This window comes from Lysinibacillus sphaericus, from assembly GCF_001629735.1.
GTDB lineage: Bacteria > Bacillota > Bacilli > Bacillales_A > Planococcaceae > Lysinibacillus > Lysinibacillus pinottii.
In genome coordinates this window covers 3,145,329-3,158,715 of the sequence record NZ_CP015224.1, presented here as the reverse complement: position 1 = coordinate 3,158,715, position 13,387 = coordinate 3,145,329, and the positions used below count along the sequence as shown (strand labels likewise).

Genomic DNA, 13,387 nt, shown 5'->3' with positions numbered 1-13,387 from the left:
AAAATAAAAAGGTATATTTTGGACATTGCTAAAATTTTTAAATATAATGAAAGAATACTTGCTTAAGAAGGAGGTTTTATCATGACCGAAATGAAAAAACTATCTATTCATCGCGCCTTAACAGAATTGAAAATGCTACAACAACGTATAGAAGGGGCAACCAATGAGGTTAGCTCTGTAGTAGCCAATCGTAAAAGTAATCAGAAAATAAATGGAATAGAAATAGTTGAATACGAAAAACAAATGCAAGCATCCTATGATAAAGTAATGGGCTTAATTAGCTATAGAAATAACATAAAAGCGTTAGTTGTACAATCGAATGCCAGCACAAAGGTAATCGTTGGCAAGGAAGAAATGACTGTCGCGGAGGCCATTGAGCGTAAACAATCGATTCAATATGAAAAGAACTTGCTAGAAGTCATGCAACATCAATACCGTTCTGCTATCCATACAGTTGCCAAAGAAAATGATGCATTACCGGCCAAACTGGAAACCTATTTAATTAATATATTAGGCAATAAAGATAAACAATCTCCGGAAGAAGTGAAATTACATACGGAAACATTTATGAAAAGGAATGAGTTTGAAATCATTGATCCACTAAATGTTAGACAGAGAATAGAGACATTAAGTAGTCGGATTGAAGAGTTCGAATCAGAGGTCGATGCAGTCTTATCTGAATCGAATGCCACAACATTTATTGAAGTGCAAGCATAAAAGGATATGCATGGCCTTGCGAAAACGGAAAACGAAGAGTCGCTCGCGCTTTAAGGCATGTGTGCGAGTTTAAACATAAAACATGCCTTACTCAAATGAAACTTACAACGAAAATAACCTAAAGGCTTAAAGGTTAAAGGTAAAAGTACAAAGTTTACGTGTCAAATATCTTTCTATAAAAGTTCAACTCTTAGCATTTAAAAATCTTCTAAATCCTGGGGTAATGGTTGAGGTATTGACTTTTCTGGACCGTCCGTCATCCACCAGGCAGCTCGTGCTGTGCATAACAAAAAAAGGACGTCTCAAATTTTTTTGAGACGCCTTTTATTTTTATTTATTTTTCAATACCAGCTTTGCTACACATTCTACCTGTGCCGTCTGTGAAAACATATCGACAGGTTGAATATACTCGACATGATAATGCTTCGATAATTGCTGTAAATCCTTCGCTAATGTAGATGGATTACATGATGTATAAACAAAACGCTTAGGTCTAAGCTTAAGCACGGTTTGAATAAACTCTGATGCAAGACCTGTACGCGGTGGGTCTACTGTTATAACATCTGGTGTAAAGCCTTCTTTGCGCCATTTTGATAGGACACTTTCGGCCGTACCTACAGCATATTTAGTATGCTTGAAGCCATGGTTGCGCGCATTTTTGCGAGCATCTTGAATGCTTTCAGGAATGACATCCATCCCGCGAACTTCTGCTGCTTGATCTGCTAGCCAAAGACCCACGGTACCAACTCCACAATATGCATCAACTACTGATTCTTTTCCTGTTAAAGCAGCTGCCTTTTTTATTTCATCATAGAGATGAACTGTTTGAGTTGGATTAAGCTGGAAGAAAGCACGAGCCGATAAGTCAAAGGCCAATTCGCCAAGCTCTTCATGTATTGTTTCTTTACCATCAAGAACTATTGTTTCATCACCAAAAATTAAAGAGGTTTTCTCACGATTAATATTTTGTGCAATGGAAACAATGCTAGGATCAATTTTTTTTATACGTGTAATCAATTCAGCAAGATGGGGAATTTCTTTACGGGTAGTTACAAGTACAACTTGTGTTTCACCTGTACGTATCCCTGTACGTACTACAATCGTACGCACTAAGCCATCTAGTGTACGTCCATCATAAATCGTGATATTTAATTTTTGTAAAATCTTACGTGTTGCGACAGTAATTTTAGATGTAACAGGGTGTTGTACAAGGCAGTCGTTAATATTTAGTAGCTTATTGCTGCCTTCAGCAAATAAGCCTGCATATACTCGCTTGCCCTCTTTACGTACTTGGAATTGACTTTTATTACGATAATGCCAAGGATTATCCATTCCAAGTGTTTTTCGTACTTCCACTGTTTCAGCTAGAGGTTTCGCATAACGCTCTAAAGCTTGGATGACAATATCACGTTTTTCCAATAGCTGTTTTTCATATGTCATATGTTGAAGTTGACAGCCACCACATTCATTGTAGACTGGACAAGGTGCTTCCTGGCGGTGCTTAGAGGCTTTATGAATGGATAAAATCTCAGCTTCAGCAAAATTACGTTGAGTTTTCGTAACCTGAGCGGTAATTTCTTCACCAGGAATAGCTCCTTTTACAAATATTACATTTCTTTTATAAAAACCCACACCTTCTCCATTAATGCCAAGTCTTCTTATTATGAGTGGGAATTTTTGCCCCACGGTCATTGTTGTTTGCTGCGTCAAACGTTCCACGTCCCTGCTTTATAATGTCATCTCCCCATTATAACGAAGGAGCAGACGATTGCAAAGCAACAGGAAAATCTTCATATTCTAATACTAAATCGTCAAGTGATAAGAAGGTATAGCCTTGCTTTTTGGCCTCTGCAATAAACATTGGCAAAGCTTCGGCATTGTCTTGTGCAACCGTATGCATTAAAATAACGGCGCCTGGATGCAATTGCTCCATGAGCGCATTATAGGCATAATCAGCACCACGTCGCTCATCTTTCATCCAATCCTTAAAGGCAACAGACCAAAATATATGTCGATACCCTTCCGCATTACCTACTTCTAGCAGTTTTGCATTAAAGGTTCCTTCTGGCGGACGTGCATAGGTTGTACGATCGATGCCAGTCATTTCACGTAATTTCCCATCAAATTTTCGCCATTCTGCACGCATGCCCTCTGGAGTAAGTCGAGCCATATTAGGGTGCCCATATGAATGGTTGCCAATAGTATGACCATCCTTCACCATACGTTTTACTAGGTCGCTCGCGCTGTCTAAATAATGGCCAGTTAAAAAGAAAGTTGCAGGTACATCTTCTTTTTTCAATGTATCCAAAATACTTTCGGTAAAGCCGTTCTCATAGCCATTATCAAATGTTAGGTAGGCAATTTTTTTATCTGCCTTCCCTTTATAAATAGCCCCATATTTATCAAGTAGTTGATCAAGCTGCGCACCAGCCTCTGCCTGTTCACCATTTTTAGCACGCTTAAAGCCCCAATGATGTTCATCAGAACCTGCAGCAAAATATGGATTAATGCTAATACCTGCGGCAATAATAAAAGTAGCGATTACCGCACCAACAATATGCTGTTTCCACATAAAAAACGCATCCTTTCTTTTTCAATAGGATGCGTAAAATAGCTATAAATTATCCACTAATTCTGAGCAATTAATAAGTCTTCAAGTGCTTCTGTTAAATGGGGAAATTTAAATGTAAAATGATGCTTTTCTAACAAAGCTGGTTGGACATGTTGACCCTCTAAAACAAGAGTGCTCTGTTCTCCAAGGGCAAAGCGGATGGCAAAGCTAGGGACAGGCATCCAATGTCGTCGATTCATGACCATAGCGATTGTTTGTCCAAATTCTTTCATGCGTGTGGCATGAGGTGCAGTTACATTGAATGGACCATGAATTTCTTCATGAAGGATTGCAAAATATAAAGCACGTGCTACATCTTCAATATGTACCCACGAAAGCCATTGCTTACCAGAACCGATTGTTCCGCCAATATGCATTTGATATGGCAATAGCATGGGTGGTAAGGCACCGCTCTTTCTACCTAAAATGACACCAAAGCGTGCAAGGGCCACACGGATTCCCAAATGTTCTGCTCGTTTTGCATGTCGTTCCCAATCATCAACGGTCGAGCCTAAAAAATTGGTCGCTGCATCAGAAAAATTCTCATTATAAATAACCTCTGTAGAATGGGGGTAAAAACCCACGGCACTTGCATTAACAAGTACTTTCGGTTTTTTCCTGAGCTTTTCTATTATGCGCACTATTTCAAGTGTTGCATGCATCCGACTCCAATAAATATCCTTCTTTTGTTTTTTCGTCCATCGACCATTATTTAAAGAAACTCCTGCTAAATTCACAAAGGCATCTGCTCCTTCTAATGCCTCTATTGGTAGGGACTCATCCTGCAACCATTGTACATATTGAATACCATTTTTTTCGGAGGAAGGACTTCGAGTTAAAACAAATATACTGTGACCATTTTCCTGAGCTAGCTTGATAAAAGCTTTTCCCACAAAACCAGTTCCACCCGCAATCACGATTTTCATAAGAAGCACCCCTTTTTCAAAAATATACTTTACTAGTAATTTTATCATTTAACACGAATGCAAGCACCTTAAGTGAATCCCTAGAAGAAGGTGATAAGTATCGAATAACGGATACCGTAAAAAGAAATGTTATAATGGACAGGTGAGGTGTTGGCTATGCGTATGATTACGAAAATTGCACGTCAAAAAAACAATCCTGAGCGTTATAATATCTATTTAAATGAAGAATATGCATTTCCTGTTGATGAGGCTATTCTTCTTCAATTTTCTTTAACAAAGGGGAAAGTTCTCGATGAATTTGAAATTCAGGAAATTGCCTATGAGGATGAGATACGCAAGGCGTTTAATAAAGGATTAAACTTTCTTTCTTATCAAATGCGAAGTGAGCACGAGGTTAAGAAAAAACTTCTTACCTTAGAATTTGGAGAAGCAGTAGTTTTAGAAGCAATCCAGAAATTAAAATCGTATGGCTTTATAAACGATGAAAATTATTCCAAAGCTTTACTTGATACAAAAAAGGCTACAATGAAAAAGGGACCGAGAGCTATTAGACAAGATCTCATGAAAAAAGGAATTAATAAAAACCTACAAGATGAGGTACTTGCCACTTATAGTTTTGAAGAACAAATAAAATTGGCCTTACAGTTGGCGGAAAAAATTATACGTTCAGAGAAAAGAAAGACGCCAGCACAAGTAAAGGCTAAAATTCAAGATTATCTGTTAAGAAAAGGCTATGCATTTCCTATTGTGGAAGAGGTGCTTAATCAAATAGAACTTGAGCAAGATGAAGACAACTGGCAGCCATTACTCGATGCACAGGGCGAAAAAGTTTGGAAAAAGTACGTATCGAAGTATACTGGTTATGAGCTAAAAATGAAGGTGAAGCAGACGCTTTACCAAAAGGGTTTTCCTATAGAAGTAATAGATCGTTTTATAGAAGAGAAGGAGAATGAGGAATGAACGAAAAGAATTATGCTGCTATGTCTGAGCATGAACTGCGTGAGGAAATTGCATTTTTAAAAGAGAAGGCAAGAAAGGCAGAACAGCTTGGCATCATTAATGAATTTGCTGTTTATGAACGTAAAGCATTAATGGCAGCAGCTTATTTAGTAGATTTGAATACAATTGTTCCGGGTGAAATGTATCGTATTGATCGTTCAGATAATGAATTTTTCCAAGTTGATTATTTGAAGGGACGATTTGCATGGGGACATCGTTTAGGTGGTGACAAATACCAAGAGGCACTACCTGTATCCATGCTGTCTCCTGTAAAGGTGGGTAAATAAATGGAGGAAAAAATTGAAAAATTGACAGCAGAATTGCTTGCGAAAAATCCACAAATGTCAGTTGGACGTGCCCGTGTCTGGGTTGAATTATTATGGAGTGATTTTGAATCAACTTCAGCTAAAGCAGGGCATGATTATCGTGGGCCAGATTATACAGAAAATCTTGTTCGCCAATTAATTACAAGCTATGGTGATAAACTTCATGCCTTTGCAGGGCGCAATCCCAAATATGCCCATCTCCTAGATGCTAGTGATGATATGATACAATAATAAAACCCTGACCATTATTGGTCAGGGTTTACTGCTTAATTACTTGCGCCAATTTGTAGTTTTTTCTGAAGCTTATCTTCTGTAAAAATCCAACCCGTGTAGGATGTGACGATTTCATTATCGTCATTTAAATGTGCTACTGCCACAAAGGGATAGCGATTGTCACTACGATAACGCAAGTCGATTAAACGTACCTCTAATAAGCCATTTTCAAGCTCAGAAATCTCCCATCGGTACATCGGGGAGAATGACACGAAGGCAGCTAAGTTGGGGTCTTTCATTGCTGCATGAATGAGGGCAGTATTAGGTAAAGGCTTAATCTCAAATTTATCATAAATATTAACAGTCCTTCCATAAGCACGGCCAACATAATAATGTGTTTTAGACTTGGCAGCAATACGCCAATGGAAGAAGCGCATAGTGGGTGCTACGATAACATATTCTTCATCTTGTATCGTACTGTGGACAGCATTTTTTACTGCTTTTTGAACAGCAAATCGTAACAGATAATAAATCACGATGATGATATACATGATGCTAAATGTCCAAACAGGGTTGGCTCCGAAAGCCCATAATACAATACCTAAACAGTGTAAGGAAAAAATAATCGGATCAAATGTATTGATGACACCTAATGCAACCCATTTTCTGGAAAATGGCCGTATTGCTTGGGTACCGTATGCATTAAAAATATCTACAAAGACGTGAAGAGCAACAGCTAAAAATGTCCAAAGCCATAAATGAAACACATTTACGTCTTGCAAAATAAGGGATATAACTGCTGTTATTAAGATTGGCCATATAGCTACTGCCGGTAGAGAATGTGTAATTCCGCGATGATGTCTAATATAAATGGCATTATTGCGTAGTTTTAACACAGTATCAACATCTGGAGCTTGTGAGCCAATTATCGTACCTGCCATGACAGCAGTAAAGGTCATTGAGTGATTTGCTACTATAGGGTCGGCTAATGCGAGACCGCCAATGGCAATACCCATAACGAAATGTGTACCTGAATCCAAAAATATCCACTCCTAGTATGCAGTAAAATCGAGTACAATTTGCATACATCTTTATTTCAATTATAAATTAACTGTATTCAATTTTTGTATGGTGACATTCGATAATGACGAATTTTGTCAGTTATGGACGAATGTTCATTCTTTATTAATTGTATACCCTTTTCAACATAAATTAAATCGTAAAAATATTGGAGGTCACTGTGAATTACCCATATGTAACAGAATTTCGACATTCTTTAGTCGAATGGTTTAACGCTGAGAAACGCGACTTACCGTGGAGACATACTACAGATCCATATAAAATTTGGGTTTCTGAAGTGATGCTACAGCAGACACGTGTCGACACAGTTATTCCTTATTACAATCGTTTTATGGAAAGTTTTCCAACATTAGATTTGCTTGCAGAAGCTCCACAAGATTATTTATTAAAGCATTGGGAAGGACTTGGCTATTATTCTCGAGTGCGCAATTTACAGGCAGGTGCACGTGAGGTTTTAGAAAATTATGGAGGCGTGGTCCCTGATAATCGCCATGAAATATCAAAATTAAAAGGTGTAGGACCTTATACCGCTGGTGCTATTTTAAGTATTGCCTATAACAAGCCCGAACATGCAGTAGATGGCAATGTTATGCGAGTATTAAGCAGAGTGCTTAATATAAATGAGGACATAGCCGTACCCAAAACTAAAAAGATTTTTGAAGCGGCAGTTGAGGAGCTTATTGATCCTACTAATGCATCTTCCTTTAACCAAGGCTTAATGGAGCTAGGGGCACTTATTTGTACGCCTACGTCACCGAAATGTTTATTGTGCCCTGTGCGAGAATATTGTACAGCGTTTAATGAGGGTGAACCGGAAAAACTGCCAGTTAAATCGAAAAAAATGAAGATGAAGCATTTGAGTTACAATATTTTAGTCTGTCAAGATGAACAAGGACGTTTTTTAATGGAGCAACGGCCCGAAGAAGGATTATTAGCTAAACTATGGCAATTCCCAATGATTGATACTACTAGTCAGATAACAGAGGAAAGCTTCTTAAAGGAATGTTTCATTAATGTACAAGCTAGGCATGAACTGCTTTCATTTAAGCACGTGTTTTCACATTTAACATGGCATATAAATAGCTATTATATGAAGTGTAAATCCTCTTCAACGGGCGATTGGTTCACTCAAGAACAAATAGAACAATTGCCGATGCCTGTTCCTATGTTAAAAATATGGGAAGAGGTAAAAAATAATAAATAGGAAAATAAATCCTGCTTAAAACAATTATTTAATGAGCATAAATTTCTTCACCTCGGTACACAATAATTAGCGTGGAGGTGAATGAATAATGAAAAAGCAAAACAACCAAAATTTCCAACCGAATAAAAATATGCAACGTCAAAGTGAAGAATTTGGTTATGAAACGGACGTAAATGAAGTGCAAAAGCAAAATGCGAAAGCAGAGCAAAAGAAAGCTCCAGCTTCAGGTCGTTTCTCTAAAACTAACCAAGATTTAGGTGAGTAACACTTTGTAATTGCATAATTGCATTTACCTCTAAGGGGCTGTCTAAAAATCCGAAAAGATGAAAAAGACAGCTCCTTTCTATATTCTTTTGGTAAACCAATAAATTCCAATATTGCAGGGCTTTTAATAAATTTCGCTTAAAGTTAACGAAATTTTATACAAATTCAAAATAGCGTAGTGAAATTTGTGGTTTTCTAACTACACCTTTCGCGTACACATTGCTATAATATACTAGAGACTGCTAGATAAAGGTAGCATAGACGAAAAGGTGGGCTTCAAAATGGCATTACCGGTAGAAGGAGAAACGATACAAATACATAGCTATAAGCACAATGGCCGCATCCACCGTGTTTGGCAAGAAACGATGGTTTTAAAAGGAACGAAAAATATTGTGATTGGTGCGAATGAACGGACACTTGTGACAGAATCCGATGGTCGTACATGGCTAACGAGAGAGCCTTCTATTTGCTATTTCCATGCGGAACACTGGTTTAACATCATCTGTATGCTACGTGAAGACGGTGTGTATTATTATTGCAATCTAAGCTCACCATTTGTGTTCGATAATAATGCCATTAAATATATCGACTATGATCTAGACATTAAAGTTTTTCCTGACATGTCTTATACGCTCTTAGATGAGGATGAATATGAGCTTCATCGTAAGGAAATGTCTTATCCTGATGTGATTGATAAAATTTTAAAGCGCAATGTCGATAAGCTAATAAGCTGGATTCAACAAAAAAGAGGACCTTTTGCACCCGATTTCATCGACGTCTGGACAAATCGTTATAAGTTCCAGCTAGATATGCAGTCAGATGATTGTTAGTGACACCTATTAGTTAACTAATAGGTGTTTTATATTGCCTCTTGTAGCCATTTCTAGGAAAGGCATATGCAAAATAGTTAGCGGTAAAGTCATCATAACTGTATTTTAGTCAAAATATTGCTATAATACATAGGGCATTCATCATTGGATGCCTGTTTCTTTTTGTAAGGATGTGATGAAAATTTGGGAAGCATCAAGCGGTATATGCGCTTTGTAAAACCTTATTCTTGGGAGATCGTTTTAACGATTGTTATCGGTATAGTTAAATTTGCTATTCCTTTATTTATTCCATTACTCATTAAAATTGTGTTGGATGATATTATTGCTGCGGACGACTTAACAGATGGAGAAAAAACAAAAGAGCTATTATATTGGCTGGGAGGAACGATTATTGTGTTCTTTATTATTCGTCCACCCATCGAATACTACCGTCAATATTTTGCACAACATGTTAGTAATAAGGTGCTGTTTGATATTCGGAAAGAAATCTACGCACATTTACAACGATTAAGCTTAAAATATTATGCCAATACACGTGCCGGTGATGTTATTTCAAGGGTCATCAACGATGTTGAGCAAACGAAGAACTTTGTAATGACGGGTTTAATGAATGTGTGGCTAGACCTTGCAACCATTGTCATTGCAGTCATTATTATGCTAACAATGGATATTAAGCTAACATTAGTGGCCTTATTAGCGTTCCCATTTTATGCATTGAGTGTGAAGTACTTTTTTGGAAAACTGAGAGATTTGACACGTAAACGTTCACAAGCACTTGCAGGTGTGCAAAGCTATTTACATGAACGAGTAGCTGGTATGAGTATTGTTAAAAGCTTTACATTAGAAAAACATGAACAAACACTATTTGATCAAGCAAATGGTGAATTTTTAGAGAAGGCCCTTGATCAAACAAAGTGGAATGCTAAATCCTTTGCTGTGGTAAATACCATTACAGATGTAGCGCCTTTACTTGTTATTGCTTATGCAGGTTATCAAGTCATAAATGGTACATTATCTGTTGGAACAATGGTTGCCTTTATCGCGTATATTGAACGATTGTATGGCCCACTTCGCCGCCTTGTTAGTTCTTCAACAACGTTGACACAATCCATTGCATCAATGGATCGAATGTTTGATTTAATGGATGAACCGTATGAAGTGAAAAATAAAGTGGGTGCGCGAGAATTACCAGCCGCGACAGGAGAAGTTCGTTTTGATAATGTTTCTTTCCAATATGAAAAAGATGGGGTATCTATTTTAAAAAATATTAATTTTACTATTAATCCTGGTGAGACTGTCGCCTTCGTCGGCATGAGTGGTGGTGGTAAATCCACAATTATTAGCTTAATACCTCGGTTTTATGATGCAACGGATGGTTTCGTAACAATTGATGGACAGGATGTAAGAGATGTCACATTGCACTCACTACGTTCTCAAATTGGAATTGTCCTACAAGATAATATACTCTTCAGTGACTCTGTTAAAGAAAATATTTTAATGGGAAAACCTGATGCGACAGATGAGCAAGTGATTGAGGCTGCCAAAGCAGCAAATGCTCATGATTTTATTATGACTCTGCCAAATGGATATGACACTAAAGTAGGTGAACGTGGAGTAAAACTATCAGGTGGGCAAAAACAACGAGTTGCCATTGCTCGAGTATTTTTAAAAAATCCTCCGATTTTAATCCTTGACGAAGCAACTTCAGCGCTGGATTTAGAGAGTGAAGCATTGATTCAGGAGTCATTAGAGGAGCTGGCTCATGAACGAACAACCATAATTATTGCTCATCGTCTTTCGACTATCACACATGCTGACAAGATTTTTGTTATAGACCATGGTCAATTAATCGAAAGCGGTACTCATGAGCAATTAATGATGGAACAAGGGACATATTATGATTTATTCCAAGTGCAACATTTGGAGTAATAATGAAATTATACGAAAATCAACAAATGTGAAATTTTTAAAAAAAGTCTTTCATTTATTTTTAAATGGAAGGCTATTTTTTTTTGATAAATGTAAAAAATTATCTCTTTATAAGATTTAATTATTATTAAAGACGATTATTGTAGAAATTCTATGTAATTTGCAGAATATTAATGATTGAAAGAGTGATGTTTTTTAGTTAGAATTATCTGAAAATAGGGAATTTAACAAAAGTTATAGTATTCTGTTAATATAATTTATACAATTAAGTAAAATATAGGTAGGGTGGGACGTTGCGCATGAGGAAAAAGCTACTAGAAATAAAAGGTTTAAAAACAACCTTTTTCACAGATAATGGACAAATTCCTGCTGTAGATGATATCGATTTTTCTGTCCAAGAAGGAGAAATATTAGGGATTGTCGGTGAATCGGGAAGTGGTAAAAGTGTTACGTCACTGTCCATCATGGGATTAATTCCATCACCCCCTGGCAAAATAACCGGTGGTGAAATATTGCTAGATGGTAAAAATCTAGTGAATTATACAGAAAAACAAATGCAGAAAATTCGTGGAAAAGACATAGCTATGATTTTTCAGGAGCCTATGACTTCACTAAATCCCTTGTTTACAATTGGTGATCAATTAAAGGAGGCCATTTTAATACATAATCCAAAATGGTCGAGAAAGAAAGCGTTTGCCAGAGCAGTTGAAATTGTGAAACTTGTAGGTTTACCACGTGCTGAAGAATTACTAAAGGATTACCCGCATCAGCTATCGGGAGGGATGCGTCAACGGGTCATGATTGCAATGGCACTTGTCTGTGATCCACAGGTTTTAATTGCGGACGAACCGACAACTGCTTTAGACGTTACGATTCAAGCTCAAATTTTACAACTTATGAAAGATTTAAATAAACGATTGAATACAGCAGTACTATTAATTACACATGATTTAGGCGTTGTAGCAGAAACCTGTGAGCGTGTGATTGTCATGTATGCTGGACAAGTTGTAGAGGAGGCACCGATTCAAGAAATATTCGCTAATCCGAAGCATCCTTATACACAAGGTCTTATTCAATCAGTGCCTGATATGCGATTTAAAAAGGAGAATTTATATTCAATCCCTGGAAGTGTACCAAAACCAGGGAGTATTCAAGTAGGGTGTCGTTTTGCGGCACGCTGTGAATACGCAATGGAACGTTGTTTACAGGAAACACCACCTTTATTTGAGGCAGCAGAGCAGCATAAATCGAGATGTTTTTTACTAGAGAAGCAGGAGGTGGAGCAACGTGTCGAAAGTGTTATTAAAGGTTGATGGCTTAAAGAAATATTTCCCCATACGCAAAGGGGTTCTAAATACACAAACCGGGGATGTAAAAGCAGTGGATGATGTTTCATTTGAGGTTTTTGAAGGTGAAACATTGGGGATTGTTGGTGAGTCGGGCTGTGGTAAATCAACAACAGGTCGTTTACTCATGCGATTACTAGAGCCTACTGAAGGAAACATTGAATTCGCAGGTAAAATGATTTCTGAATTATCCAATAATGAAATGAGGAAGGCACGTAGAGATATTCAAATGATTTTTCAGGACCCGTATGCCTCTCTAAATCCAAGACATAACATTGGCAAAATTTTAGAAGAGCCTCTTATCGTTCACGGAATAGGTAGTGCCAAGGAGCGGAAGCAAAAGGTATTGGAGCTGCTTGAGATTGTTGGATTGAATGAATATCATGTCAAACGTTACCCACATCAGTTTAGTGGTGGTCAAAGGCAACGAATCGGTATCGCACGTGCTTTAATGACCAATCCTCGTTTGATCATTGCGGATGAACCAGTATCGGCATTGGATGTGTCTATACAGGCACAAGTGTTAAATCTATTGCAAAAGCTGCAAAAGGATTTAAAGCTAACCTATATATTTATTTCTCATGATTTAGGGGTTGTGCGCCATATTAGCAATCGTGTTGGCGTCATGTATTTAGGCAAATTAGTAGAGTTGACTGCGAGTGAAGGCTTATATGCTGAACCGCTTCATCCATATACACAGGCACTCTTATCTTCGGTCCCAGTGCCAGATCCAACGTTTGAACGTGAACAAATCATTATTACTGGGGATATTCCGAGTGCATCCAATCCGCCAAGTGGCTGTACATTCCATACGAGATGTCCTTTTAAAATGGAACAATGCTCACAGGTAGTACCTAGCATGCAAGAAGTGAAAACAGGTCATTATGTTGCGTGTCATCTATATGAGGCACTTCAACATTAAATGATATAAAAACCACATAG

14 protein-coding genes are annotated in these 13,387 nt (G+C 37.6%); 10 read left to right on the top strand and 4 right to left on the bottom strand.

The genetic code is table 11. The annotated features are described in order from the left end of the window. Positions 1-81: 81 nt before the first annotated feature. Positions 82-717: a hypothetical protein gene (locus A2J09_RS15560; RefSeq protein WP_012292096.1), complete on the top strand. Its 636-nt coding sequence runs from the start codon at positions 82-84 to the stop codon at positions 715-717. A gap of 330 nt (positions 718-1,047) precedes the next feature. Here A2J09_RS15560 and rlmD read toward each other — a convergent pair whose 3' ends face one another. Genes rlmD through A2J09_RS15545 form a run of 3 tightly spaced genes read right to left on the bottom strand, consistent with a single transcriptional unit; the run spans position 1,048 to position 4,254 of the window. Then, positions 1,048-2,427, bottom strand: a complete 1,380-nt coding sequence (gene rlmD / locus A2J09_RS15555) for a 23S rRNA (uracil(1939)-C(5))-methyltransferase RlmD (protein ID WP_036162515.1) — start codon at positions 2,425-2,427, stop codon at positions 1,048-1,050. 37 nt (positions 2,428-2,464) lie between these two features. Beyond that, on the bottom strand, positions 2,465-3,289 hold the full coding sequence (locus A2J09_RS15550) for a polysaccharide deacetylase family protein (RefSeq protein WP_012292098.1): 825 nt from the start codon (positions 3,287-3,289) through the stop codon (positions 2,465-2,467). Between the two features lie 56 nt (positions 3,290-3,345). After that, positions 3,346-4,254, bottom strand: a complete 909-nt coding sequence (locus A2J09_RS15545) for a TIGR01777 family oxidoreductase (RefSeq protein WP_036160449.1) — start codon at positions 4,252-4,254, stop codon at positions 3,346-3,348. Positions 4,255-4,410: 156 nt separating this feature from the next. Here A2J09_RS15545 and recX point away from each other — a divergent pair, with 156 nt between their 5' ends. Genes recX through A2J09_RS15530 form a run of 3 tightly spaced genes read left to right on the top strand, consistent with a single transcriptional unit; the run spans position 4,411 to position 5,810 of the window. Then, positions 4,411-5,214 (top strand): recombination regulator RecX, encoded by an 804-nt coding sequence (gene recX / locus A2J09_RS15540; protein ID WP_080695156.1) that lies wholly within the window; start codon positions 4,411-4,413, stop codon positions 5,212-5,214. Then, positions 5,211-5,540, top strand: coding sequence for a YfhH family protein (locus tag A2J09_RS15535; protein WP_012292101.1), 330 nt, complete (start codon positions 5,211-5,213; stop codon positions 5,538-5,540). The genes recX and A2J09_RS15535 overlap by 4 nt, the downstream gene beginning before the upstream one ends. Further along, complete coding sequence (locus A2J09_RS15530) at positions 5,541-5,810, top strand: YfhJ family protein (protein WP_012292102.1); 270 nt, start codon at positions 5,541-5,543, stop codon at positions 5,808-5,810. A gap of 35 nt (positions 5,811-5,845) precedes the next feature. Here the strand turns inward: A2J09_RS15530 and A2J09_RS15525 are convergent, their stop codons facing one another. Further along, positions 5,846-6,832: a metal-dependent hydrolase gene (locus tag A2J09_RS15525; RefSeq protein ID WP_036160453.1), complete on the bottom strand. Its 987-nt coding sequence runs from the start codon at positions 6,830-6,832 to the stop codon at positions 5,846-5,848. A 200-nt stretch (positions 6,833-7,032) separates the two neighbouring features. On the opposite strand from A2J09_RS15525, the gene mutY reads away from it, so the two are divergent. The 6 genes from mutY to A2J09_RS15500 all read left to right on the top strand — a co-directional run bounded on the left by mutY (position 7,033) and on the right by A2J09_RS15500 (position 13,367). Further along, positions 7,033-8,076, top strand: a complete 1,044-nt coding sequence (gene mutY, locus A2J09_RS15520) for an A/G-specific adenine glycosylase (RefSeq protein ID WP_012292104.1) — start codon at positions 7,033-7,035, stop codon at positions 8,074-8,076. 88 nt (positions 8,077-8,164) lie between these two features. Beyond that, positions 8,165-8,341, top strand: a complete 177-nt coding sequence (locus tag A2J09_RS23140; RefSeq protein ID WP_008173504.1) for a gamma-type small acid-soluble spore protein — start codon at positions 8,165-8,167, stop codon at positions 8,339-8,341. Between the two features lie 280 nt (positions 8,342-8,621). Then, positions 8,622-9,170 (top strand): nucleoside tri-diphosphate phosphatase, encoded by a 549-nt coding sequence (locus tag A2J09_RS15515; RefSeq protein ID WP_025115837.1) that lies wholly within the window; start codon positions 8,622-8,624, stop codon positions 9,168-9,170. Between the two features lie 204 nt (positions 9,171-9,374). Continuing rightward, positions 9,375-11,099, top strand: a complete 1,725-nt coding sequence (locus tag A2J09_RS15510; protein ID WP_012292106.1) for an ABC transporter ATP-binding protein — start codon at positions 9,375-9,377, stop codon at positions 11,097-11,099. Between the two features lie 299 nt (positions 11,100-11,398). Next, positions 11,399-12,412 (top strand): ABC transporter ATP-binding protein, encoded by a 1,014-nt coding sequence (locus A2J09_RS15505; RefSeq protein WP_012292107.1) that lies wholly within the window; start codon positions 11,399-11,401, stop codon positions 12,410-12,412. After that, the gene (locus tag A2J09_RS15500) at positions 12,387-13,367 is read left to right on the top strand and encodes an ABC transporter ATP-binding protein (protein WP_031416885.1); all 981 of its coding nucleotides are present in this window, start codon (positions 12,387-12,389) and stop codon (positions 13,365-13,367) included. The genes A2J09_RS15505 and A2J09_RS15500 overlap by 26 nt, the downstream gene beginning before the upstream one ends. Positions 13,368-13,387 lie beyond the last annotated feature (20 nt).

Coding starts and splice junctions, on each gene's coding strand:
- A2J09_RS15550 (WP_012292098.1), bottom strand. CDS start 3,289: ATGTGGAAACAGCATATTGTTGGTGCGGTAATCGCTACTTTTATTATT.
- recX (WP_080695156.1), top strand. CDS start 4,411: ATGCGTATGATTACGAAAATTGCACGTCAAAAAAACAATCCTGAGCGT.
- A2J09_RS15510 (WP_012292106.1), top strand. CDS start 9,375: ATGCGCTTTGTAAAACCTTATTCTTGGGAGATCGTTTTAACGATTGTT.
- A2J09_RS15535 (WP_012292101.1), top strand. CDS start 5,211: ATGAACGAAAAGAATTATGCTGCTATGTCTGAGCATGAACTGCGTGAG.
- A2J09_RS15530 (WP_012292102.1), top strand. CDS start 5,541: ATGGAGGAAAAAATTGAAAAATTGACAGCAGAATTGCTTGCGAAAAAT.
- A2J09_RS15560 (WP_012292096.1), top strand. CDS start 82: ATGACCGAAATGAAAAAACTATCTATTCATCGCGCCTTAACAGAATTG.
- A2J09_RS15515 (WP_025115837.1), top strand. CDS start 8,622: ATGGCATTACCGGTAGAAGGAGAAACGATACAAATACATAGCTATAAG.
- A2J09_RS15545 (WP_036160449.1), bottom strand. CDS start 4,254: ATGAAAATCGTGATTGCGGGTGGAACTGGTTTTGTGGGAAAAGCTTTT.
- A2J09_RS15505 (WP_012292107.1), top strand. CDS start 11,399: ATGAGGAAAAAGCTACTAGAAATAAAAGGTTTAAAAACAACCTTTTTC.
- A2J09_RS23140 (WP_008173504.1), top strand. CDS start 8,165: ATGAAAAAGCAAAACAACCAAAATTTCCAACCGAATAAAAATATGCAA.